Annotated in this window: 23 protein-coding genes; 9 read left to right on the forward strand and 14 right to left on the reverse strand. The window is 65.3% G+C overall.

From position 1 onward, the window contains the following. Positions 1-11: 11 nt before the first annotated feature. Positions 12-353 carry a cupin domain-containing protein gene (locus ABN273_RS49005; RefSeq protein WP_349456513.1) on the reverse strand — a complete coding sequence of 114 codons (342 nt, stop codon included), beginning with the start codon at positions 351-353 and terminating at the stop codon, positions 12-14. A 34-nt stretch (positions 354-387) separates the two neighbouring features. Further along, on the reverse strand, positions 388-1,245 hold the full coding sequence (locus ABN273_RS49010) for a class I SAM-dependent methyltransferase (protein ID WP_349456515.1): 858 nt from the start codon (positions 1,243-1,245) through the stop codon (positions 388-390). 405 nt (positions 1,246-1,650) lie between these two features. On the opposite strand from ABN273_RS49010, the gene ABN273_RS49015 reads away from it, so the two are divergent. Beyond that, complete coding sequence (locus ABN273_RS49015) at positions 1,651-1,821, forward strand: Hsp20/alpha crystallin family protein (protein ID WP_349456516.1); 171 nt, start codon at positions 1,651-1,653, stop codon at positions 1,819-1,821. Between the two features lie 421 nt (positions 1,822-2,242). Here ABN273_RS49015 and ABN273_RS49020 read toward each other — a convergent pair whose 3' ends face one another. From ABN273_RS49020 to ABN273_RS49030, 5 genes are all read right to left on the reverse strand, one after another. Next, entirely contained in the window at positions 2,243-3,484 is a 1,242-nt protein-coding gene (locus ABN273_RS49020; protein ID WP_349456517.1) for an MFS transporter, read from the reverse strand. 224 nt (positions 3,485-3,708) lie between these two features. Then, positions 3,709-4,050: a P-type ATPase actuator domain-containing protein gene (locus tag ABN273_RS59955; protein ID WP_502911265.1), complete on the reverse strand. Its 342-nt coding sequence runs from the start codon at positions 4,048-4,050 to the stop codon at positions 3,709-3,711. 32 nt (positions 4,051-4,082) lie between these two features. Beyond that, the gene (locus ABN273_RS59960) at positions 4,083-4,430 is read right to left on the reverse strand and encodes a cation-transporting P-type ATPase (protein WP_502911266.1); all 348 of its coding nucleotides are present in this window, start codon (positions 4,428-4,430) and stop codon (positions 4,083-4,085) included. 458 nt (positions 4,431-4,888) lie between these two features. Next, the gene (locus ABN273_RS49025; protein WP_349456518.1) at positions 4,889-5,563 is read right to left on the reverse strand and encodes a CBS domain-containing protein; all 675 of its coding nucleotides are present in this window, start codon (positions 5,561-5,563) and stop codon (positions 4,889-4,891) included. Positions 5,564-5,660: 97 nt separating this feature from the next. Next, a complete protein-coding gene (locus tag ABN273_RS49030; RefSeq protein ID WP_349456519.1) occupies positions 5,661-6,503 on the reverse strand; it encodes a universal stress protein in 843 nt (280 codons plus the stop codon). Between the two features lie 145 nt (positions 6,504-6,648). On the opposite strand from ABN273_RS49030, the gene ABN273_RS49035 reads away from it, so the two are divergent. Then, positions 6,649-7,305: a helix-turn-helix domain-containing protein gene (locus ABN273_RS49035; protein WP_349456520.1), complete on the forward strand. Its 657-nt coding sequence runs from the start codon at positions 6,649-6,651 to the stop codon at positions 7,303-7,305. Between the two features lie 402 nt (positions 7,306-7,707). Here the strand turns inward: ABN273_RS49035 and ABN273_RS49040 are convergent, their stop codons facing one another. The 4 genes from ABN273_RS49040 to ABN273_RS49055 all read right to left on the reverse strand — a co-directional run bounded on the left by ABN273_RS49040 (position 7,708) and on the right by ABN273_RS49055 (position 11,568). Next, positions 7,708-9,129, reverse strand: a complete 1,422-nt coding sequence (locus ABN273_RS49040) for a WS/DGAT/MGAT family O-acyltransferase (RefSeq protein ID WP_349456522.1) — start codon at positions 9,127-9,129, stop codon at positions 7,708-7,710. Between the two features lie 64 nt (positions 9,130-9,193). After that, positions 9,194-10,036 (reverse strand): universal stress protein, encoded by an 843-nt coding sequence (locus tag ABN273_RS49045; protein WP_349456523.1) that lies wholly within the window; start codon positions 10,034-10,036, stop codon positions 9,194-9,196. Between the two features lie 502 nt (positions 10,037-10,538). Further along, positions 10,539-10,907: a hypothetical protein gene (locus ABN273_RS49050; protein WP_349456524.1), complete on the reverse strand. Its 369-nt coding sequence runs from the start codon at positions 10,905-10,907 to the stop codon at positions 10,539-10,541. Positions 10,908-11,403: 496 nt separating this feature from the next. Next, the gene (locus ABN273_RS49055; RefSeq protein ID WP_349456525.1) at positions 11,404-11,568 is read right to left on the reverse strand and encodes a hypothetical protein; all 165 of its coding nucleotides are present in this window, start codon (positions 11,566-11,568) and stop codon (positions 11,404-11,406) included. A 948-nt stretch (positions 11,569-12,516) separates the two neighbouring features. On the opposite strand from ABN273_RS49055, the gene ABN273_RS49060 reads away from it, so the two are divergent. Genes ABN273_RS49060 through ABN273_RS49075 form a run of 4 tightly spaced genes read left to right on the forward strand, consistent with a single transcriptional unit; the run spans position 12,517 to position 16,174 of the window. Continuing rightward, entirely contained in the window at positions 12,517-13,122 is a 606-nt protein-coding gene (locus tag ABN273_RS49060) for a hypothetical protein (RefSeq protein WP_349456526.1), read from the forward strand. Further along, positions 13,119-14,453: a 7-cyano-7-deazaguanine synthase gene (locus ABN273_RS49065; RefSeq protein WP_349456527.1), complete on the forward strand. Its 1,335-nt coding sequence runs from the start codon at positions 13,119-13,121 to the stop codon at positions 14,451-14,453. Before ABN273_RS49060 ends, ABN273_RS49065 begins: the two co-directional genes overlap by 4 nt. Next, a complete protein-coding gene (locus ABN273_RS49070; RefSeq protein WP_349456528.1) occupies positions 14,450-15,628 on the forward strand; it encodes a helix-turn-helix domain-containing protein in 1,179 nt (392 codons plus the stop codon). Before ABN273_RS49065 ends, ABN273_RS49070 begins: the two co-directional genes overlap by 4 nt. Positions 15,629-15,631: 3 nt before the next feature. Beyond that, on the forward strand, positions 15,632-16,174 hold the full coding sequence (locus tag ABN273_RS49075) for a hypothetical protein (protein ID WP_349456529.1): 543 nt from the start codon (positions 15,632-15,634) through the stop codon (positions 16,172-16,174). 385 nt (positions 16,175-16,559) lie between these two features. On the opposite strand, the gene ABN273_RS49080 is transcribed toward ABN273_RS49075, so the two are convergent. Beyond that, positions 16,560-16,940 carry a hypothetical protein gene (locus ABN273_RS49080; protein ID WP_349456530.1) on the reverse strand — a complete coding sequence of 127 codons (381 nt, stop codon included), beginning with the start codon at positions 16,938-16,940 and terminating at the stop codon, positions 16,560-16,562. Between the two features lie 264 nt (positions 16,941-17,204). Between ABN273_RS49080 and ABN273_RS49085 the strand changes: the two genes are divergently transcribed. The 3 genes from ABN273_RS49085 to ABN273_RS49095 all read left to right on the forward strand — a co-directional run bounded on the left by ABN273_RS49085 (position 17,205) and on the right by ABN273_RS49095 (position 21,584). Beyond that, positions 17,205-17,900, forward strand: coding sequence for a hypothetical protein (locus tag ABN273_RS49085; RefSeq protein ID WP_349456531.1), 696 nt, complete (start codon positions 17,205-17,207; stop codon positions 17,898-17,900). A 916-nt stretch (positions 17,901-18,816) separates the two neighbouring features. Next, entirely contained in the window at positions 18,817-20,538 is a 1,722-nt protein-coding gene (locus ABN273_RS49090) for a hypothetical protein (RefSeq protein ID WP_349456532.1), read from the forward strand. A 74-nt stretch (positions 20,539-20,612) separates the two neighbouring features. Further along, positions 20,613-21,584: an AbiJ-related protein gene (locus tag ABN273_RS49095; protein WP_349456533.1), complete on the forward strand. Its 972-nt coding sequence runs from the start codon at positions 20,613-20,615 to the stop codon at positions 21,582-21,584. On the opposite strand, the gene ABN273_RS49100 is transcribed toward ABN273_RS49095, so the two are convergent. Beyond that, positions 21,508-22,170 (reverse strand): hypothetical protein, encoded by a 663-nt coding sequence (locus ABN273_RS49100; protein WP_349456535.1) that lies wholly within the window; start codon positions 22,168-22,170, stop codon positions 21,508-21,510. The two genes, ABN273_RS49095 and ABN273_RS49100, sit on opposite strands and share 77 nt — an antisense overlap. A gap of 295 nt (positions 22,171-22,465) precedes the next feature. Continuing rightward, on the reverse strand, positions 22,466-22,615 hold the full coding sequence (locus ABN273_RS59965; RefSeq protein WP_502911267.1) for a hypothetical protein: 150 nt from the start codon (positions 22,613-22,615) through the stop codon (positions 22,466-22,468). Between the last annotated feature and the right edge of the window lie 863 nt (positions 22,616-23,478).

Below are 23,478 nucleotides of genomic sequence, written 5' to 3' on the forward strand. Positions count from 1 at the left end.
GAACGTGCGGGTCAGCCGGACGTGGAAAGCATGGTCAGCAACATGATGGTCGGCTCGACGGCCTGCACGGTGTGCGGTAGTCGCGGCGGCAAGCGAATCCAGGTGCCGGGAGTCGCCTCGACTTTGTCCTGGCCAAGGGTGAGCGACAGGCGGCCCTGGATGACCTGGATGACGACAGGCAGCGCCGAGCTGTGCTCGGTGAGCTCCTGGCCGGCGTCGAAGGCGAAGCCGACCACGCGCACCTGATCATCGCGGTACAGCAGCCGGCTGAGCGTGCCGTTGTCGGGAATCTCCAATTCGGCGGTGAGATCGGCGAACAGGGTCGCGGTGTCACTTTTCGGGGTTGCGGTCATGTCGCTTCCTCGCGTGGTTGAGAGTGGATGCGGGTCATGCTCGGACGGCGACCAGGCCGACCGCAGCCAGGTGCGCCCGATACCGGCGGAAGACCTTGCGCATGTGGAGTACCCGGCGGCGGGACGGCGCGTCACGCAACGTCTGTGCGATGATCCCGAGCGCGCCTGCCAGCCCCTCGTCAGCGATCAATCGACGCGGTTCGAGCAGGTGCATCGGAGTGATGCTTTGGGCGGTGACCGTGAATCCCGCGCCGGTCAACAGGCCACGCCATTGGGACACGGTCAGCGGTCGGGCGCCGACGTGGATCGCCTGCGACAGCGCCGCGGCCACCTCCTCGGCGAGCACCTGGTCCATGTCGTCGGGTATCAGGCACAGTTCGTGGATGCCGTACCGGCCGGACGGGCCGAGCAGCCGGTGCGCCTCGGCGACGATGCGCCGTTTGGCCGGCTCGGGCTGCATGGTCAGCATGGCCTCGCCGTACACCACACTGGCGCTCGCATCGGGCAGTCCGGTGTGCGCGGCGTCGGCGGTGTGCCACCGTACCCGGGTGGCCGCAGTCCGCGGCAAGGTGGCCAGCGTGGCCACGGCAGCGCTGTCGCGGTCGACCCCGACATAGCCGGCGGGGCCGCGGGCAAGGGTGAGCCGTGCGGTGGCGCCCAGCCCGGCGGCCAGCTCCACCACCTGATCGGCCGGCGTGATCCGCAGGGCGTCGAGCATCCACCGGGTCAGCTCCGCACCGCCGGGCCGCAGCACCCGCTTGCCCAGGCGGGCCAGCAGCCAGTGCCCCGGCATGCGTGTGGCGTCCAGTCCCGCGCCCGGAAGCTGCTCACCGGGCCGTCCTCGCTGCTGTCCGCTCAACTGCGCGTCCGTCACAGTGCCTTCCTCCGTCAAGGCCGCAACTATGGAACTTGGACCAACCTAATCTCCGGTTCTCGCAGGTGAACATAGCTGAAAGTCCCGCCCCAGGAGGGACGATGGTCCCGGTGCACGCCCGGTGCCAGATCTGCGGGCGTGTGCTCGGGACGGCGGTCAGCGGCATACCGCCGTCACGGTCAGCACGGCCGACACCGCGGCGGTGACGGCCATCAGGGCCAGTCCGAGCCTGTAGGAGCCGAGCTGGCAGCAGAGATGAAGCCCATGGCCAGCGGCCCCGGTTTACCGGCGGACTGGGATGCGATTCAGCCCCCATGGGGATTGGTAGGGGCGCAGGGCAAACCACAACGAGGCGACCCGCAGGCCGCGACGGAGGTGAACGAGCATGGCCTTGCGGATGCGCCGTCACCGCGCGGTTGAGCCGTGGCGCCCTTCCTGGTCGGGCCGCTGGCGGGATCCCTTCGCCGAGTTCCCGGGCTCAAGCGCGACGACGTCCACGTCGAACTCAACGGCAACGAGCTGTGCGTATCGCGGGAGATCAAGCAGGAGGACACCGGCAACGCGCTACGGCGGCGTACGGGCACCATCGTGTAGCGCACCAGCCTGCCGGCCGACGCCGACACAAGATCGAGGATGAGCTGACCGACGGGGTCTTGACCCTGCGGGCACCCAAGTCCGAGCGGTGCCGCGCCCGGCGCGTCGAGATCAAGGGCTGAGGGCGGCACGTCCACGCCATTACGAACAGGACATCGCCGTGACGTTCGACGAACATCCGCCACGTCCTGCCGCCCCCAGCGCCAGGACGGTCCTGGCCCGATTGCTGCCGCTGAGCGCCTCCAAGCACGGCAGCCGCCCATAGCGCCTGGTTCCACGTCGAGCGCCGCGTCCTTTGCGCCATCTCAGTTGCCCGCCAGCCAGGAGATCAGCTTGTCCTCACCGGAAACCGTCGGGCTCTCGATGCCCACAAGGTTTCCGGAGCTGCAGTTCGGGCGCTTTCGATGCCTGCGTGCCCGCCTCAGCGGGCGGGAGCTCGTGCGGCGACGGTCAGAGCGCGTATCGCCGTCATGGTCAGTACCACGCAACCAGCGGCAGTGACCGACAGGAGCGCCAGGCCAAGACCGTAGGAGCCGAGCCGGCCGTAGATGAAGCCCATGACCAGTGGCGGGACGAACCCGCCCAGGCCGCCCGCAGCGCCGACCAGCCCCGTCACCGACCCCACCTGGCCGACGGGCGTGACCTGAGCGACCAGGGCGAAGGTGGCGCCGCTGCCGGCGCCGAGCGCACCGGCCATGGTCAGGAACGCGATGGTGCCCACGGGCATGAGGGCGGGGGTGAGAGCTTGCACGGCGGCCATGACGGCGACCACGGCGAAGACACCGACCAGGACGGGCACCGGCCCGACGCGGTCGGACAGCCAGCCACCGGCAGGACGGGCCAGCACGGCCAGCAGCACGAACCCGGCCATGCGGTTGGCGGCATCAGCCTGCTCCAGCCCGTAGCCGGCCTGCAGGTAGGCGGGCAGGTAGACGGAGAAAGCAACGTAGCCGCCGAACGAGACCGCATACAACACACACGCCTGCCAGGAGACAGGCAGCTTCAGCGTGGCGGCCATCCGCGCCACCAACCGCTGGCTGGCCACGGTGCGGCCGGGCGCATCCCGCAGCACCAGCCAGGCCACAATCGCATACAGGGCCAGCACGGCGGCGGTGATCAGGAACGGGACGGCCGGGCCCAGAGCGCGGGTGAGCGGGACGGTGGTCAGCGCGCTGATCGCGGTACCGCCCATGCCCGCCCCGAACACCCCGACCGCCAGCCCCCGGCGGTGTGGCGGGAACCACGCGCCCACGAACGGCACGCCAACGGCGAACGCGGTGCCGCCGATGCCCAGGAAGAACCCGCCGATCAGCAGCGCGACCAGCGAGCTCTGCCCGGCCAGGCCGAGAAACAGCACGGGCACGATGGTGGCAGCCGACACCAGGGGGAACATCACCCGCCCGCCGAACCGGTCGGTCAGCGCGCCGATGGGGATGCGGCCCAGCGAGCCGACGATCACCGGCACGGCCACCAGCAACGCCTGCTGCGCCGGCGACAGACCGAGCAGCTCCTTGTAACGCGGGCCCAGCGGGCTCAGCAGCGCCCACGCCCAGAAATTCAACGCAAACCCTAACGTCGCACACGCAAGCATGATCCAGGGCGTCCGCGCCGAACCCGCCGAGCTGCCACCGGCCGTGCCGCTGCCGAACTGTTCACCGGCCATCACGGATCTGTCTCCTTCGCCGAACCACGTGCGCCGATCCAGGTACTGATCCACGCGGGTGGGTCAGCACCTGGCTCGGCTACCCACATCTCGATCGACGACGCCGCAGACTTCATCCAAGGTTGTTTCCGGCGATCTATCTGGTCAGCCCGTAGGGTCGTCAACCGTGATGGACGGCGGCAGATAACCACATCAGCAGGCGGTCACCGGGGAAGAGTCGTTCGTCATGGATGTCGTGGACAGCGCCTCAAGTCCTGCAAGTAACGACCGCTTATGAAACACCTCCCTGCTCCGTTCGGCGGACTGTATGGGCATCTTCTGTCTGCGGCTGCGACAACGCCCTCACCCCGCGTCAAGCGGATCACGCCCGCACCCGTGCCAACGGCCGCCACCCGATCGCCTTCTTCGATGACGACGATGTCGCCCGGCACCAACTCGGCCGTGTCGATCTCGCGGGTGGACCCGTCACGCACGGCCTTCGCCCGCTGGGGGATGTACTCCGCCAGTGCCTCCACCGCTTGCTCGGCCTCGATTTCCTGAACGAAGGCGAAAGCGGTATTCAGCACGACGGCGGCTGCGACGACCAGCTAACCGACGATCAGTAGCAACGCCGCTGCGATCGACAGCACCCGGGCGAGCGGATGGGGGAATGACGCCCCGGCTCGCCCGGCCAGCGCCGCGTGCCTCGCCGTCGCAACTCGTTGCGGCCGTATTGCAACAACCGCTGCTGCGCCTCCGCGGTCGACAGCCCGCGACGCGAACTGTGTAGATCGCATAGGAGCAGCTCGGTCCCAACCCGCGCGCATGCGCGGCGTGGACAGGGCATCGCCGGGCGGATTATCGGCCGGGCTCTGTCTGCGGAATGATTCGTAGACATCGAGCAATACCGGTCGCTGCCGCATGGTGATGGTGGCATCGGCCAGGATGGCGGCCGGGACGCTCCCATACCTGCGGCCTGCGATGACTTCCAGCTGTGCGCAGAGCATTTGGGCCGACACGCGCAAGCCGTGGGCGAGTGGACGAAGGATCAAGCCGCACGGCGACCACCAACCGCGCCTGGCCCGGTTCCAACCAGGGGCGAGCACCTTGGCGGGCGCGCAAGTTGGAGTCAAGAGCGGCCTTTGGAGGTACGCGAGCCGCCCCGAAGGGCCGTTCGACCCGCTATTGACAGAGCGGCGACAACGGCCACGGCCGCAGCCACAATGATCGTCTTGCGCATGACTTCCACCTCGACTACAGATTGTGATACTCGATTGCGATCTGTAGTATTGCCGATCCGATCGGTCTGAATCCCTCGCGTTTACCCGGATTCGTCAAATCGCTGTCGCGGTCGTCATCACGACGTTCATCGCCCGCCCCCGGACGCGGTTGCGCGACGACCGCCGCGAATGACCAACCGGGACGTCACAGCCCTGTGTCTTCCACATCCCGGAGGGCCGCGATGAGGAGATCGTCCTTGTCGAAGGCCACCTCAGACCGCACGTCCACAACTCCCTCGATCAGCCGGATCTGCTCCGTCAATGCGAGGGCCTGTGACCTCCACTCGACCGCGCCGCTGATCTTCACCACGCCCTGGTCGATGTTGATCGTGAACGCCGCGGGATTCGGCAGGACGGCCCTGACGTCTGCTTCCAGTTCCTCGACCGGGCGGCTGAAGACGCGCAGCACGTCACGCTGATGCAGGGTGCCGATGATCTGTCCGGTGCCCATGTCGATCACGGGTAGCTGCTTGACGCGCTTGGCATGCATCAGCCGAGCCGCGTCACGCAGGGAAGTGCTTGGCGTGACAGTGATCGCCGGCGAGGTCATGAGCTGAGCCGCCGTCACGCCCGCGGCCTTCTGGTGCTCCTGCTGCTGCCTGTGAGACTCGAATATCGAAACGCTGTGCCGTACTGTGTCGGCCTCCTTGAGCAGCAGGTCATCTTCGGAAACCACACCTACCGGCCGCCGGTCCACCTCGATCACGGTGACCGCGCCCACCCCGAACCGCTCCATCGCCTCCACGATCTCCGCGAACGAGGCATCCTTCAGCACGGCGATGGCAACGCGCCCCATGACGTCCTTGACCTCGAGTGACATGACATACACCTCCACTCCTAAAGTCCTCCACCAACGCCTCGCCCAGCAGTGGCGAACGTCCCCGATGCCAGAGGACCAAGGTCCTGGCCGGCATCTTTCACGCTCGGACCACTGCGACCGGGCAGCGTGCGTGGTGCAGGGCACCCCGGCTGACCGAGCCGAGCACCATCGAGCCCAGCGCGCCGCGCCCATGCGAGCCCACCACAAGCAGGTCCGCCCGCTCCGACGCATCGGTGAGCGCGTCCACCGGATTCGCGCAATGCACATCCTCGACCAACCTCACCTGCGGATAGTCCCTGCTGAAGAGAGCCACCCGGTCGCGGACGGCCTGATGCTGCGCCGTACGGACCTCGTCCAGGTCGTAGGAGGCCTCTGGAGCGAAGGCGTGCACCGGCAACTGCCAGGCGTGCAGCACTCGCAACGCGCTCCCCCGGAGCTTCGCCTGCTCGAAGGCGTAGACCAGCGCGGGCTCGCACTCCGGCGAATCGTCGACTCCCACCACGACCTCCCCGTATGTCGGCCGATGCTCCCCTCGAATGACCACGACGGGGCAGTGAACGTGCCCGGCGACGTGCATGCTGACGGAACCCACCAAAACACCGGAGAATCCGCCCAACCCGCGGTTGCCGACCACGATCTCGGTGGCGTCCTCGGCCTGTTCGCGCAGGACTTCAGCCGGGGCGCCCTCGATGTCCCGCGTCTCGACCTCGACAGCAGGCTGGCGCTCGCGCACCAGTGCCTCCGCCTCACGCAGGATCCTGTGCCCCTCTCGCAGCAGCAGATCCGGCATGGTGGGGTTGGGGTGTTTGCTGATCTGGTACGGCGAGCGGTCCACGGCGTGCACGATGCGCAGCGGCACCCGCATGCGGAACGCGTCGTTGGCTGCCCACTCCACCGCGGCTCGCGAGGCCACAGAGCCGTCCACTCCTACGATGATCATGGCGTGCCTCCTTCGTCACCTCCATCGGACCCTGCTCACGCGTGTCCGCAGCAGGGCCGGAGGTCGGTGGGGCAAGGGCCGAAGGACCCTGTCTGCCGGAGGGCCTGGTGGGTAGCTTCATGGCCATGACCAGGGAGGACACGCCATGACAGGTAATGGCGACTTCGGACGTCGCATCCGCTATCACCGCCATCGGCTCGGGCTTACCTCCGAGCAGGTCGCCGACCGGGCAGACATGTCGGCCGGGTACGTCCAGCACCTCGAAAGCCATCTGGGCACACCCGACGCAGGCACGGTGACCCGGCTGGCCGCTGCTCTTGAGACCACGGTCCAGGACCTGCTGGGCGGCGGGCGCGAGCGCCCGCCCGGCCCCGGTCCCGCCGCGGCCCATCCTGTCCTGGAGGTTCTCGAGCCCGAGGAGTGCCTGCGGCTGGTCGCCCCGGGCGGCATCGGCCGAGTGGCGTTCAACGGCCCGGACGGGCCCACCGTACTGCCCGTGAACTACAAGCTCCACGACGGCGCCATCGTCTTCCGCACCGCCCACGGCGGCCCCATGGACCAGGACCTGCGCACCGGCGTGGAAGGCGTGGACATCAAGATCGGCTTCCAGGTGGACCGGATCGACGAGGCCCAGCGGGCAGGCTGGAGCGTCCTCATCCAGGGTCCTGCTCACCACGTGCCTCAGCAAGAGGTGGAAAAGGTCACCGAGGCCGACGTCACCCCCTGGGCGGGTGGCGAGCGCCAGCTCTACATCCGCATCGTCCCACACAAGATCACCGGCCGCCGCATCCACGGCCTCTGAGGAGACATCGTGCCAGAGGTCCCGGCGCAGTCGTTGACGCGATCCTGCAGTTGATCCAATGCGCTGGAATTCTCCGCCAGCTTGCCAAGCGCCCGCACGGCAGTGCCCCGGATCAGCGGCAGCAGGGGCTTCGCAGGCCGGATCGCATTCTTCAGCACTAACAGATCTGAGATGATCATGATGTTGTGGTGCTACAACAGAATGAGCGCCTGGGTTTACGCGCTCATGGTTCTGAGCACAGTGACGCTCTGGGGCCTGGTGATCACGGCGATCGTGCTGGCGGCCAGACATATGAGCAGATCAGCCCGCATACCCCGTCTCACGACCGCGAACCCCTGAGGTGCTGCTGGCGCAGCGCTGCAGGGACGCCTTCGCAAGCAAAGGATAGGAACCGCACAATCCTTAGGCGCGGTCCCGGGTTCGGGCGTGTCCTGCCCTCTTGGGGCTCGGTTTGAGCTCGTCCAGAGCCTCGCGCAGGTAGCCGGAGAAGGCCCACACATCGGGGACCAGCTCCCTGCAGGCGGTGATCCCGACGTCGAGGCGGCCGTTGTAGGAGAAAGCCGTGATGTTCACCCCGCCGCTCACGTCGGTGACCACGGACACTGGATAGTGCGCGAGCAGCTTGATCCCCGCGATCCGCAGCGGGAACTGCGGGCCCGGAATGTTGGAAACGACCACGTTGAGGGGCGGCGCCGTCCGTCCCACCAGCTCCAGCGCGGCGCGGTCGGCCAGGCCGTTCAGCGCGGCGGGCATGCTCTCGCTCAGGTCGCGAAGCAAGCGCGCCGGTGTCAGGGCGAACCGTTCCTTGATCTGCCGCATCGCCTCGCTCACGAGTTCAAGCCGACGGCGGGCATCGTCCACGTGCGTGGGCAACTGTGTGATCATCATGGTGACCTGGTTGCCCTCGTTCATGCCCTCCCGCCCGCGCACGGAGAACGGCACGCCCGCGACCAGGGGAACTTCCGGCAACGCTTTGTGGGCCAGCAGCCACCGGCGCAACGCGGAGGCGGCCAGCGTCATCACGACGTCGTTCACTGTGACGCCGAATGCGTTCTTGATCCGCTTGATCTCCTTCAGCGGCAGCTCGACGAAGGCATAGCGGCGGCGGGAAGAGATCGGGCCGCTGAGCGGGGTGTGCGGAGCCGCCATGTCCGGCAGCTCGGGCAGGGGTTCGCGCCGTATCAGCCGCGCGATGCCGCCCGCGCCGGGCAGCCGGGAGATGACGGGGAGCTGGTCCAGCACCGGCAGGGCCTCGCCCACGAACCGTAGCAAGTGCGCGGGGTTCCCCGCGAGGTGCCAGGCGCTCCTGGCCAGCATGTGCCACAGCCCTGGTGGGTCCTCAGGCCGGCGCGCGACTGCTTCGGGGAGGGGATCCATGAGCGCGGCGAGCACCTCCGCCCCCGTCAGCCCATCGACAGCGGCGTGATGGACCTTGGCGTAAATACCGCAGCGGCTGCCGGCCAGGCCGTGGATCAGGTACATCTCCCACAATGGGCGAGCTCGGTCCAGTCGCTGCTCGTGCAGGCGGGCCACCTGTTCGCCCAACTGCATGTCGTCACCGGGAGGCGGCAGGGTGAGCTCCCGGACGTGATAGTCCAGGTCAACCTCGGTGTCGTCGGCCCAGTACGGGTGGTCCAGGCCGAAGGGCACCCGGACCAGGCGTCGCCGTAGCTGCGGCACCCCGGCCATACGCTCCGCCAGCCTGCGCTGGATCTTCGCCCTGGACAGGTCCTTGCCGAGTACCGCCAGCCCGCCGACGTTCGCGATGTTGGTGGCGGTCTCGAAGTTGAGGAACTGCGCGTCCAGCGCGCTCAGCTGCCGCATGTCTCCACCTCAACCAGCCAGGGCCTCCGTCGCACATGGACCCGCGGCCACGCGATCGATCCTCTTACTCCCGTACCACCGCCACGGCGCAGCGGGCGTGGTGCAACACCCCGTGACTGACCGAGCCGAGCAGTACCGAACGGAAGCCTCCCCGCCCGTGCGACCCGACAACCACCAGCGCGGCCCGCGCAGAGGCATCCACCAGGGCGTCGACCGGGTGAGCCCGCCGCACGTCCTCGATCACCTCCACCTGCGGGTGCTCCTGCCGGAATCGGGCGAGCCTGGCGGCGACGACCTCATTAGCCGCCGCCGTTATGTCGTCCGGGTCGTAGTTGACCTGCGGGGCGTACAACTGCACCGGTCGCTGCCAGGCATGGATCGCGCGCAGCGGGCCGCCGCGCAGCTCAGCCTGGCGGAAGGCGAACTCCAAGGCGGGCTCGCACTCCGGCGCATCGTCAACGCCGACCACAACCTCACCGTGTGCCGACTCCTGCCCTGGCCGCACCACGACGACCGGGCAGTGCGCCTGGCCGGCCACGTGCAGACTCACAGAGCCGAGCAAGGCACCCGAGAACCCGCCCAGCCCTCGGCTGCCCATCACGATCTCGGCGGCGGCCTTGGACTGCTCGCACAGCGCCGGTGCCGCAGCGCCTTCGACGATCTCGGTCGATACCTCGACGTCCGGCTGGCACTCACGCACCGAGTCGGCCGCCTCGCTCACTGTCATCTGCGCCACGCGGACGAGCACGTCCAGTTCGAGCCAAGCATGGAATCTGGAGAACTGGTACGGATCGCGGTCCACGGCGTGGACGATGCGCAATGGCTCATGCATCCGCATCGCGTCATCCGCCGCCCAAGACACCGCGGCACGCGCCGCCGCCGATCCGTCGACACCTGCGATGATCATGTCAGCCTCCCCTTCCTCCCATCGCACCGTGCACGACGGCACCGCCCCAGGGTCATAAGTCCCTGGTGGGCAGGGCCAAGGACCCGGTCAGACCGGCTCGCTGTCCGTGTGCTCCCCGGTACCGGGCTCTACCAGGCCTCGACGACGGGCACAAGTTCTTCCCTCGCATGTGAAGGGAGTGTGGATCTCTTTCCAGCAGGCAATAGGCCAAGTTCCGGTACGCCGATGGCGTGGCGCGGCCGTGAGCCGCTACTGCGTCACTTACAGCAGGTGTCCGGTGCTCACCGTGCCATTCCCGGCACGGCTGCGAGCCTTGTCCCGTTCAAGAGTCCGTCGGCATGGTCTGGAGCGCTTGTTTGCGCGAGCAAGCGGCCAGGCAAGCACCTTCCTCGCGGCGTGTCGGAGCAGGAGCGGCACGTTCTCTCAACATGGAGCGGGCGCGTCGTGGCCTATGTACAGCCGGGACCCCACCGGCGCAGTGAGGTCCCGGCCAAGGCGGAGCCTACGCGGGCGTGCAGCTGTGGTACCCCGAGTGGTAGCCCTTCATGAAGCCGCGCTCATAGGGCTTCATGGGCATGCCCATCCGCATCCGCATCCGCTCGTGCATCCGCATTCGCTCGTGCATCCGCATGTGCATGCGGTCGGACGGCTGCTCGCCTTCGCACTCCGTCCGACCGTCGGCGAAGCCTTCCCTCCTGCCGCGGTCGTACTGCGTTTGCTCATCATCTGGCGGCTGGCCCGCCACGTGGGAGTTGGCCACGCTCTCTGTGAGGGTCTGCGCGGCCACGGCCGGGGAGGCTGCGCCCGATCCGAGCGCGATGGCCGTCAGAAGCCCTGAACCAGCCAACATCAGACTTTTCTTGATGCGCATCCTGGTCTCCCTTCCGGTCACCACCCAGACTGGGCAGAGGCGTGTGACCATGACGTGATGGCAGCGTGACGGCCGCGTCACCGCGGCCGGCAGCCCCGCGCCGACCGCTTCTCGCAGGGGGTGACGTTCATGAAGACATCTCGAGGGAAGCATGCCTCTCGCCTGAGTGAGTGCAGCGTCGAGCAGCCTGTCCGGAAGCGATGGCATGGGTGGCAGGGCGGCTTTCGCCTCCTCGCCTACCGGATTAACGATGGGTTCGGGTCAGGAGATGACGCTCTACTACATGTCCGGGTCGGATGGAAGCAGCCCCGTGACGACGAGGCCGATGACGGCGTCTCTGGCGCGTCCTGCGGCCATTTGTGGCTCGCCCGTAGATGCACGTATCCCCATCCGGCGGTGTTGAACAAACCGTGGCGGTGATCGTGGGAGGTACCTGGCGGAGGGTGCCGTCCAGCGCCCCGTCCTGAGCACCCGGTCGAACGGACTGGCGAAGACATCACGACCATGGCGTCGGGACCAGGCTCGTGGAACATCTCCCCGTAGGGACGTACATGCCGGCCAGCAGTTCGAGGTGCTGATCGGCCGCCCGGAACATGGCCTCCAGCATGGCGCGCAGCCGCTCGGCCGCCTTGCCGGGGCTGGTGAGCGCGGGCCAGAGCACAGCGCGGAACTCATCCGCGGCTCGCGCGAGGCCAAGGAGCGGTCGCCCGGCCCGCCGACTGGAAGTCCTGGACCATCCACCAGTACACCGAAACCCCCCATCGACCAGAACGTCTCCGCGCTGACCGCCGACCAGTTGCGCGGCCTGGGCCGCCGCGCCGCCTGAGGACGGGAAGTGAGAACGGTGGACGTCGGTGAGCCACCCGTGCGCTCCTGACGTCCACCGGTTCCTCAGCCCTAGCAGGGCTGCTCTGCGCAGACACTGCCTGCGCGTCGGATACCAGAGGCAAGCCCTGATCAGGGCACCTCGGCAGATATCTCGGCAGAGGCCACCGCGCCTTCTATGTGGCCCTTCTACTGATTGAGCGCTCGCCCGGCCTCCAGGTTGGCCCCGTCGCCGCGGGTCCACACTGCGATCGTCGCAGCTCCTCTCGGGTGAACGGGCACCCGCGAAGCGAGCACCCCTCAGCCCGCAGGAGCACGTGGTACACGCTGGCCACGGGTGTGTCCATGGTGCCGGTGAATTCCCCGTCCGCCACCTCGGACAGCGGCATGCCGTACGGCTTGGAGGTCTGCCCGTCGGCCTTGATGCGGGATCGAAGCGGTGTGAGCGAGCGAAGCACCGAACCCAGTCGACGAAAAGCACCTCGGGCTGGCCTCGTTAGCCGCCTAGCACTGCGACAAGGCGACTCTGGCGGCGAAGCATGCTACTTCCCGCTGCACGAAACGACGTGAGCGAGAACGCCGATGCCAACCCGCTCCGCGGGCCACCTTCCGCATCTCTCCCCACGACTGTGGTGGACCGACATGAGTCTGCGTTGCCGGTGACGTACACGTCCCCAAGGCTGCCGAGCGTCACTTTGACGTGATGAGCAGCGTATTAACATATTGACAGAGAGGTACATTAATTCGCATTATGAGTCTGACATTGTCAGAGCTGGAGGATGGCATGCCCGACGATGACCGGCTCCCCAAAAGCCTCCCTCGCAAGTGGAAGGCGGTGGCGTGCGCGTTGGAGGAAGGGGACTCCCTCCCCGCACTGTCCGCGCTGGTGGAGAAGGCGCTCGCGGCCACCATCAGGGACATCGGCGGAGTGCCGCTCATCAACGAGATCTGCGATCAGGTGCACCGCGTTGCCCGCATGCGATGCCACACTCTTCCGCTGGACGGCTACCGCCTGGAGCTGTCACCGAGACATGATCGTCTTCCGCAGACCGATGTCGCGTGGAATCGTGCCCGCGTTCTGCTGGAGACCCGCACGGAAGACCTCGCTGCGAACCTGAAGGACACCCGCCACAGGGTTGCCGTGTCCGTGGTGCGGGCGCTGGCCTACCACTTCGGATTCAGCCGTATCTTGCCGGCTCTCATCGATCGGGCGCCATGGACGGCGGACGAGCTACGTGACCGCTGCGCCCAGGTGCTGTCTCAGCCAGGGATCGACAAACTCGCCGACGGCCTGCTTCGACGGCCGGACGGTCACGGGGTTCGGGCTCCGCGTCACAAACGTCCATCCGTCGAGGCTGTGCTCAGCATGTCCCTGGAGGACCTGCGATGAACAGATCCTGGACGACCTTCGACTTCCGCTCCAGCGCTCCGATGATCCGCCACGCGGTTCAGTGGGGCCGTGACGTCCATCTCGATGGCCGTCCGCTGATAGATCGGCTGGGCCGGGTGTTGCCGCCTAAGGCCGCCGACTTGATGGAGCTCGCGACGGCTGTCTATACGGCGGATCGGCTCAGGCCGCGTGGCGACGCCGACGCTTACAAACTCGGCTGGAGCCGGAGACTACGCTTGCACGTTCCTGTCCGGCTTCCCGACCTATGGAGAAGCCGCGCGGATGCTCTGGCACAGCTGCTGTCATGGCTGACCGACGACGAGTGGAGCCTGCACTTCCACCAGGTGCGCCCTGACACGGCACCACTGGACGATCCGCAGGGCTACCTGTTCCCTACGGTTCCGGATCAGGCCCATGTTGCCTTGTTCAGCGGTGGGCTGGACTCCACGGCTGGTCTCGCTGTGGATCTAGCCGCCGATCCCAAGACCGACGTTCTAGCGGTCCGCGTCGTGACCAACGGCAGAATGGAGGGCCGGCAAAGGGTCATCCTGCGTCGCTTTGGTGCCCGCGTTCATGACTGCCGCCTTCCATTGAATCTCGCCTCCGGCCTCTCCGCAGAATCCACTCAGAGAACCCGCGGGTTCCTTTTCCTGGCGGCCGGGATAGCCACCGCGCTGACGGCAGGAAAGAGTGTCCTGCGGGTCTACGAGAACGGGATCGGAGCCATCAATCTGCCGCTTCTGGAGTCCCAACGGGGCTCGCAGGCAACTCGAGCCGTTCATCCACGCACCGTGCGGATGATGGAACAGTTGGCCACCTCACTGAGCGGTGGAGGCTTCCGCATCGATCTACCGCATCTTTGGTCGACCAAAGCCGAGCTGTTGCGTGAGGCACCGCCCACGTACAGCGAGGCGTACGCCGACTCGGTGTCATGCGACAGAGGATTCGCCACCCGCACGGAAGGGGCGCGCCCCTGCGGAAGGTGCACGTCGTGCATTCTGCGCAGACAGTCAGTGTTCGCCTCAGGCCTGCTGCAGATCGATGTCGGCCAGCAATACCGGCACCGCCTCGACGGCGCGCTGCCTTGGGAACTGCGCGCCTCGCTCTGGCAGATCCACCGGATCCGAGTCGCCCTGGAGGATTCCGACCCTTGGAGCGCCTTTCTGCAGGAGTTTCCGCAGGTCCTCGACGTGCCAGCCACCGAAAGGGAAAGTGGGCGCGCGGCAGTGCTTCGGTTGTACGGTCAGTACTGCGCCGAGTGGCAGTCCATGGCCAGTTACCTCGGCGTCCACATGCACAACTGGGGTCTGGAAGGGGCGGCGGCCGCATGAGGAACATCGACACCACACTGCCGGAACGGCTGCGTGCCGCCCGGCAATCAGCCGGTGTCACCCAGCAGCAGGCGGCAACTGCGCTGGGAGTGAGCCGTCCGCTTCTGGTGGCCATGGAGAAGGGGGCCCGCGAGGTCCGCTCCGATGAACTCGTCACACTCGCATCGCTCTACAAGCGGCAGGTGAGTGATCTACTGCGACCACAGCCTCCCGCGGAGGCTATCGGGGCCCAGTTCAGACTCGCCCTTACCGGCAAGGCCGGCGACGAGAACCTTCACGATGTGATCAACGAGCTGGAGAAGCTCGCCGACGATTTTCTCGATCTCGCACGGCGAAGCAGCGTCGAGCTTCCTCGCCGATACCCGGCCACCTTCGAATTGCCCTACGGCGATCTTGCTCTCTGTGCCGAAGACCTCGCCCTGGAGGAACGGCGCAGGCTCGGCCTGGGCGATGGCCCCGTCCAGCAACTCAGGGAATTTCTTGAGGATGAGGTCGGCGTTCGCGTGTTCATGCCGGTCATGCCTTCGAAGGTGGCGGGCGCGATCGTGTACGCCGAGCCTCTGGGAGCCTGCGTCGCTGTGAACGCTCACCATCCGGTTCAGCGACGCCGGTGGACGCTCGCTCACGAATACGCGCACTTCCTGACGAGGCGGGACCGTTCTGAGATCACCCTCATCGAGAATCGAAACAATACCGAGGAGCGGTTCGCCGACCTGTTCGCGGCCAACTTTCTCATGCCTCGCAGCGGGCTGCGCCGGAGGTTCATCGAACTCACCCGCGAACGCTCCGAGGGCGCCCCGACCGTCGCTGATCTCTTTCAAATGGCCCGTATCTTCCGTGTGTCATTCCAGGCCATGACACATCGTCTGGAGGATCTGGGCCTCATAAAGCGGGGAACCTATGACAAACTGGAAGGCAAGCTGAGGCCGGCTGAAGCAGAGCGGGTTCTGGGCTTGCGGCCGGATCTGGAAAAGGCCGAACTGCTTCCGCTGCGATACCGCTACCTGGCGGTGGAACTGTTCACCAACGGCGAGATCACCGAAGGCCAGCTCGCCGCCTACCTGCGAACCGACCGCGTACGAGCCCGCGACATCGCGCGGGATCTGACCACGAGCAACGACGTCACGGGAGGCGGCATGCCAGAGCCCGTGCGATGGAACGAGGCGGAGTTCTGACCGGTGCATGTGCTGCTGGATGCCTGCGTGGCGCTGAACCTCGAAGCCGCCGGCGAGTTCGACGCCGTCGCCGATGTACTCGGCTTCACGTTCGTCATGTCGACGAAAACCGTGGAGGAAACGTTCTACCTCGACGACATCATCGATGGCGAGCCCTGCCGCACAAAGATCGATCTCAGCCCGCACATCCGGAAGGGAACGCTGGAAGTCCTTACTCTGGATCCAGGGGACGAGATCGCCACCTTCGTAAGACTCGCCGGCCGCGTCGACGATGGCGAGGCCGAGTGCCTTTCGCTCGCCGTAAACCGCGCTCTGCCATTTGCTACGGATGATCGCCTAGCCATCAGGGTCGCCGATGACCTGGGTCTTACCCCGATCTTCAGAACCGCTGAGCTTCTTAGGAAATATGCGGAACGCGCCAACCTAAAGTCCCACGACATCTACCCGATGCTGAGAGCGGTGGAGCGGCGTGCTAGCTTCCGCCCCCCGCGCGGATCACCAGATCTTCCCTGGTGGCTGAACCACTCCTCGCCCAACAGCCTCTGACGTCGGTTAGTGACCGCTGTCACCTCCAGATGCGTTCGCGCTCATTGGCCCCAGTTTTCCGTCGCCGCGTACTGGACCTTGTCGCGTCCTGGCAGTACGTGCCGCGCACCCCGGGTGCCGGGACTCGTGACGGCCGCCATGATCGATGAGCACTACCTGCGCGGACCGATCAATTAATCCTCGCGAGTGTGGCCCGCGCTGGCGAACAACATGACCGATTCACGCTCGGCATCATAGAACGGCTCGTGGGGCCCAAGTCTCCAGTTGCATGATGCTCCACACATGAGGATCCGCGGTCGCGCTTACAGATTTCCCCGGCTCCGTCTGGGCGTTACAGCCCACGCCGCTGAACTTGAACGGCCTACTGAATCAGACTTTAGGCTGCTCATTTTTCTATCGTTTTCGTCTTATGGCAAGTGCGATAGGTCTTGTCACCGTCCGCCCTTACCCAGCAGAACTGAAGGCGGTCGATACTCCCGAAAAACACGAAATCATGAGCACTCGACTCCTTCGGTCCAGCCTTCAGATCTACGTCGTTTCCGAGTGTCGTCACATAATGGACGGTAACCCAGTAGTTGTCGTCCTTTCGGTCATACAGGTAGATGTGGACAGCCTCTCTACTAACGAATACTTCGCCATAGGGCGCCTGCCCATCGACTCTTCCACCATTGAACGGAGATCCAGCAGCGGCTGCGGCAGGCGCCGAGGACGAAAGAGTACCCAGCACCAGTGCGGCCACGGCGACGGCGTTGGCTCGAGATGACACCTTTTCTCCTCTCGTTGATCAAGACGGCGCCAAGGATGTCACCAGGCATGCCAGCATGGCCAGCATTCAGAACTTTTCGTTATGGCAGTATGAATTGCCAGTTGGCAAGCGCTCCACATTTGGAGATACATCGTGATGCAACCCTTTAGAGTAAGTCGCTACTACAATGTCCGTCCTATCCCGATTGGAGGCTGAAAACTTCCTGGGGCCCCCATTCTTGGGCCGCAGCGCACCGTTGCAGGCCTTAGGGCAATGTTTCGGGTCATGTTGAGGAAACGAAAGTCCGCGGCAACTCCTGAGTGCGAGCAGGACCCCACAACAGCCACCGAACCGCTGACTCCAGCAGACAAACGCTCCCTGCCTGGCACGGTCCGACGCCAACCACTCCTGACGGCGCTTGGCCTGGCGCTCGTTCTGGCCGCGACTATCGCAACCATCGCGATTACCATGCGAGCCGGCGACCGCGCCGAAGTCGTCGCCATCAGTCAGCACCTTGACGTGGGACAGCCGATCCCGGTCGCCGCGATGCGGAGGCAGAAGATTGCCCCGGCTGACGGGTATGTGCCATGGGCACAACGCGGACAACTCGCCGGAACTGTCACGAGCGTCACCATACTGCCCGACACATTGCTCACTAAGGCAATGACTACGCCTGCGGCAACTGAGCATATCCCCGGCAAAGCAAGAGTCGGTCTGCTGCTCAAGCCTGGGCAGATCCCTTACGGCCTGAAAGCCGACTATCGGGTGCAGGTCATACACGTTCCCGAAGGGAGCACCTCGGCGGAGAGCAGAGTGCTCGCGCCAAGCGCGCGTGTTGACAGCGTCGACGGGAAGGGAAATTCGGATAACGCCACAGTCACCGTGATCGTTGACAGCAACCTTGCGCCAGAAATCGCCACGTACGCGTCCAGAGGCGAGATCGCCATCAGCGAACTCCCCGCGCAACGACCGGTCGAATAGTCACGAGTCCAGCTCCACCAAGCGTAGCCATTAACAGCGACCCGGCCAAGTTATGCACACGTGGCGCTGTTCACGGCTGATTGTTCCTTTAGCGGCCAAGGGCTGAGCACGTGAAGACCCCGATGAGCTCGAGGGTAACCATCTCCTTGGGCTCATCCCAGGTGAGCATCCCTGATTGGGCGGTCCAGGCATGTACTCGTTTTCGCCGGACCATCGCCAAATGTCTTGCCGAGGTCGTCGGCAACACCCGCACGCTTGATCCAGCGTCCCTAGCGAGACTTCGAGAGAACCGCTCCGCGGTGATCGCGGCTCTTACCCTCGCTGTGAGCCTGTGGGCGGTTCTGGCCGTTGCTGGGCTCGTCCCCATTCCGACCTTGGACGTTTCTCTTTAGAACACCCATTAGCCCGGCTCGTTCCATGGGTGGCGGCAGGGTGGCCAACCGTCTAAGTCGGCCCCGATGCTCGTAGCGGTCACCTGCGGGCCAGGTCGACTGGCCTCATCCATCGAGTGCAGGCCGTTTGTGCAGGGTCGCGGACTTGTTGCTGCGCCGCGTCATCGTCTGGTGTTGCGTCACTGCCGCGCCCGAGCTCACCGACCTGTTGGTTGAGGCGCCACTGGTCATACTGGTGGTGGACTTCACGTGAGAGCTGGCGACTTACGAAGCTCCCGGCATCGGTGCCACATCATCGCTACCCCATCTCGTTCTGAGGTGCCCTTAACTGTCGGGGGCCGGGCGTAACATGGCCCGTCTGGTGGCGGTATCCGACTCGCAGTCCTGTTGAGATCAACGGGCACGCGAACGGCGACGCGGCCTGAGGTGTCGGCTGCTGTAGAGGGGCGAGCACCTGGAACCCTTCGGGTTGCAGATCTGTCCCGTGTTCGGAACTGTTCCGAACTACCTGTGGGAAGGCGGTTATGGCGATCGAGTGGAAGTTTCTGGAGCAGAAGCGATTCGACCGGATAGTGGAATCCATTGTCCACCGCATGTATTCCGACACTGCCACGGTTGATGTCGTGGATGGACGGGGCGGCGATGGGGGCCGCGACATCGTGGTCACTCAGGGGTCCCGCGTCCGGATCTTCCAGCTCAAGTTCTTCCCCGAAGGCTTCCCCAAGGAGAACCGCACCAGGCGACGCCAGATCAAAGACTCCTTCGCGCGCGCGATGGAGCACAGCCCCTACGAGTGGACGCTGGTCGTTCCGTGCAATCTCACGCCCAATGAGAAGGAGTTCATCGACGAGCTGAAGATCGGCCATGACGTTCGAGTCTCCGTGATGGGCCGCGTGGAGCTCGATGCAAAGATGATCGACCTTCCTGACCTGGAGGCCTACTACCAGCGCGATCAGCTCATTGAGAATGTCAAGATCCTGAACCAGGAGAGGGCCTTCCTCCTTGGCGGCCCCAGCGACTTGGACAACCGTATCCTTGATCTCGGCAAGGTCGTGGACCAGTGCGATGAGGATTGGACGTTCCGCTTCTCTCGGCAGGGTGACCAAGTCTTTCGCACCCTTCGTGCCAAGCATCCGCGCGCACACGAGAGGAGCCCCATCCACCTCACTGTGGAACACTCCCTGAGCGAGGACTCGGAGCTCAGCCAACAGATACGACGAACCTTCGGCTATGGGACCGATGAGAAGGTCGTGCTGCCAGCGGAGATCGTTGAGCGGCTGACCATCACGGGGCCCAAATGGTTGAGTGAGACGGTGGAACACGTTCACGTAGAGCTGCTCCCGAGTTCCCTGGCAAGCGGCCAAGACCTCCGTCTTGAGCTCAGAATCCTCGACGACACCGGCCGCCGGTTGGCCTCTCACCACGCGAAGGTTCAACACGGCAACGCCGGCTATGAGGGGGGCTGCCTCAAGGCCACCTTCTACAACGTGGCCGAGTTGATCTTCATGTTCCCCTATGACCAGGAGCGGCCGACCACCCTCTCGTACGCATACAAGGTGGACGAGGCCAACCCGGCGGACCTGCTCCGCGCGATGCGGCTCATCAAGCAGCTACACGAGACGTGCACGGGAGAGATCTACCTCAACGGTCAGCGCCTGGGGGTGGCCGGTTTCACCGCAAAGGATCATTCTCCGGAAGTTCGCGCCCATCTGAACGGGGTTCGCCGGTGCGAGCAACTGGCTGAGGATCTGGATATCGTCCAACGTCACTGCGACAACTTTTTTCCGGTGCCTGCCCAATTGTCCGGCATCGAGCGGGCCGTTCTACGCATGGTGAGGCTGCTGGTCGAAGGCAAGTGCGCCGTTCACCCGATGGCACGGTCCTTGACGGCCACCCTCACGGGTTCGGAGAGCGATGAGCTTCGCCTCATCCTCTCGGGGAACCCTCAGAGCATCCGGTTGGATCTATCCGAGTGCACCATGGAGATTGCTGGTCACGAATTGGTGATCGGCGATGTGATCCTGTTCCACACACGTGTGATCGCCGTGAATGCCGACCAAGTAACGCAGGCGCTCGACGCCGGGTCGGCCGAGGGCTGCGTCGTCAAGCTTCAACCGGAGGGCGAAGAGCACTTCCACGCTTTCATGCCAGCCAGATGGCCTAGTGATTCGATGCCGGTCGTCCCCACGCCGTGGGGTCTCCCTGAACTGGGCGAACCCGCAGCCCATAGAGTCTCGGCTGCTTAAGCCGACGATCCAGCTCCCGTCCGCGGCCTCTGCCGACCCATTGCCATGATCGATGAAAGGAGAGGCGGTTCAGGATGATCACTCCCGCAATGCCGTCCGAGAACAGCGACGAGCCGAGGATCACAGCCGTTACGCGACGCGACCTCTTCGACCACCTTCGTGGCGCGACTGAGCCGTGGTACGGACGCCTGGACGAGATCGCCTTCCTGGATGGCCTCTACGACCTGGACACGTTGCCCTCCGACGATCCCCGGTACACCTCAGCTCGAGGTGACATCATCCAGCACCGGCTCAACAACTTCGACTGGGAGGATGATTGGATCTTCGAGGATCCCCGGCTGCAGCTTCTCGATGGCCCAGATGAGGTTCTCCTGGCGTTTCTGGCCCGTCTAGTCCATCCCGAGGTGCAGTCCGATGTCGACCGAGCCGCGCGCCAGGTCGATGAGTTCAATCGACTCCTGGCGCCGGATGGATGGGCTCTGCGGGCTCGCGAATTCTTGTCCGGCCGACCTATCTATGAACCGATCGCAACTGGCAAGGCCGCGGGCCCAGTCATTCCCCTGCCACTTCGGGACGACGACGCCAGCAAGCTCGACCTCGTACTCGGTCAGACCCACTACCTTCTCGGTGAAGATGGCCACGGGCTTGCTCGCGATCTCTTGCGGGAAGCGACCCTCACCCTTCGCCGAGATGGCGGTATCTACCATCCGACCCCTGGCGACAACTGGACATCCGATACATACGAGGCGGTTCTTACCGTAGCTCCCTCACTTGCCACCGAATTCACCCCCGCAGTGATTGATCCGATATGGCAGCACCTGGGCGCAGTACTCAAGCAGCTAGAACGTGAAGACGTCATGTCGCTGGCAATCGAGGCGGCTCGTCTCCCGCTCCCACCCGTTGCGCAGAACTGGCGGCAACTGGCCGCCACGCCAGCTCCCAGCAATCAGGCACGACGCGAGAGAGGAATCAACGAGTTACCCAACCATGGACGGGCTGGTCTTCGGCAGCAGGGCCGAGCTCGTCGTCTACCAGGCCCTGACTGAAATCCAGCGTGACAGCCAGCCAAGGCAGTCCATCGCCATCCTGCCGCTCCCCTCCGCCAAGCTTCGGGATACGAGCGTACGTAGCCCCGACTTCGTGGTCATCGGCAACAGCCGTGCGGTCATCATCGAAGTCGACGGCCCACATCACTACGGTGTCACTCGCAAAGCCGACGACGAAGATCGCGATCGGCATTGGATGCGCTGTGGCACCCCCACGATCCGCATCGCACACCAACACACTGACGACCCGATCATGTTGAAGGAACGACTCCGGGAGGACCTCCACCGGACTCTGATCCCACCCCGCTGAACCGTCCCGTACGCGGGCGGTTCTCCGGTGGAACTGTCGCAGCTCCTCGTCCTCGAAGATCTCACCCATCTCGGCGAACTCCTTGAGCACGATGACGTCCCGCATCGCGGGGAAGACCACGGTGTCCTCGCGAGCCTCTTGTGGCTCGTACATGCGGACGAAGGCGGCCATGTTCGCGACGAGATCGCGACGGGCCTCCCGGGATGTGGGCTTGGCGGTGGCGTCCAGGATGCGGCCGGTCAGGACGCGTCCGCGCCGGTACTGCCGAAGCAGCACCGAGAGACGGTGTCGGTGAGCTTGCCCCGCCTTGACCAGGCGCGGGAAGACTGCCAAGCAGTGCCCTTTGCGGTAGCTCCAGGTGTTGTCGGGCAGCGAGCGTTCGATGCGAATGATGCCAGACCTGAAAAGTAGATGGCTGCGCGGCGGAGGACGGGACGCAGTGGCTGGCCATCCAGGTGTGTGACGGTCAGCGGATGATCCACTCCGACGACACGGTCACCTCGTCCAATATCTCCTTTGATCGGCTCCACCCCGAGGCCGGGCTCGGTTGGCACCGCGACGTGGCCGTCGGTCAGTTCGAAGGCTCGGTGATGTCGGTGGCAAAGTAGCGTCGCGAGGCCGACGTGTCACCGGGCAGGGTGAAGCCCGGCAGCGCGGCCAAGGCCACATTGGCGGCACGTCCCAGCCCCGTCTCGAGCATGCCGCCGCACCACACGACCACGCCATGGGCGCGGCACAGGTCATGGACGCGGTGGGCCTCCAAGTAGCCGGCTACGCGCTAAGGCTTGATGTTGATGATCGAGCAGGAGCCCAGCGTGATCGCCGCGGCGGCGTCTGCCGCGGACTCGATCGACGCTGCAGCAGGCGATGACGTGGCAGTGGGCTGTCGCGTCGGCTCGTGGCGGATGAAGCGATCGCGGCGGCTGGGCGTCCGCCGTGCCCGCAGTGCTGACTGTGGCTGCCCATGCCCACCACGCCTGCGTGGCGGCGACAGGTGGCCCGGCTGCCGCATCGGGCTCATCCGCAAGGCATGGCCAGGCGCTGCACATAGTCGAAATTGCCAGGTCAGCAGAGATCTCCGGCGAGGCCGGCCTTCTTAATAAGTCGGCCCCAGCGCGGCGACCGATCGAATGCCTGCGCTATGGCTTTCCCGGACGGCAAGTTTCCGTTCTGCTGGCGGTTGGCTTGAGCCCATTGCCACGCCGATCGATGCAGGTCTCGGATGCGGTCTCGCGGAGACATAGGTCTCTCGTCATCTGTCTCGCCTTCAACCGAGGAATGGTGTATGGCACTTAGAAGATCATCATCAGCGGTTTTCTGTGCCTCACGACTCTGCCTGACCTGGCCCATCAACATCTCATACGCGCCGATCAGCGCGAAGGAGGGCCAGGCTGCAACGAGACGGGCGATGAGCGAAGGGTCGGCAACTGCGACATTGGCCCCCAAGCTCGCCAGACCCCTCTGTGCCAAGCTCAAGTGAGACAGATGGGACTAAAATTCCTTAACTGACACGAGTAGGGCGAGAACGGGTATCCACCGCAGTGACCATGACCAGCCATGACCTCCAGCGCGGTACCGGGCCGC

The organism is Nonomuraea sp. B19D2 (assembly GCF_040137845.1).
In the GTDB taxonomy this organism is placed as follows: Bacteria; Actinomycetota; Actinomycetes; order Streptosporangiales; family Streptosporangiaceae; genus Nonomuraea.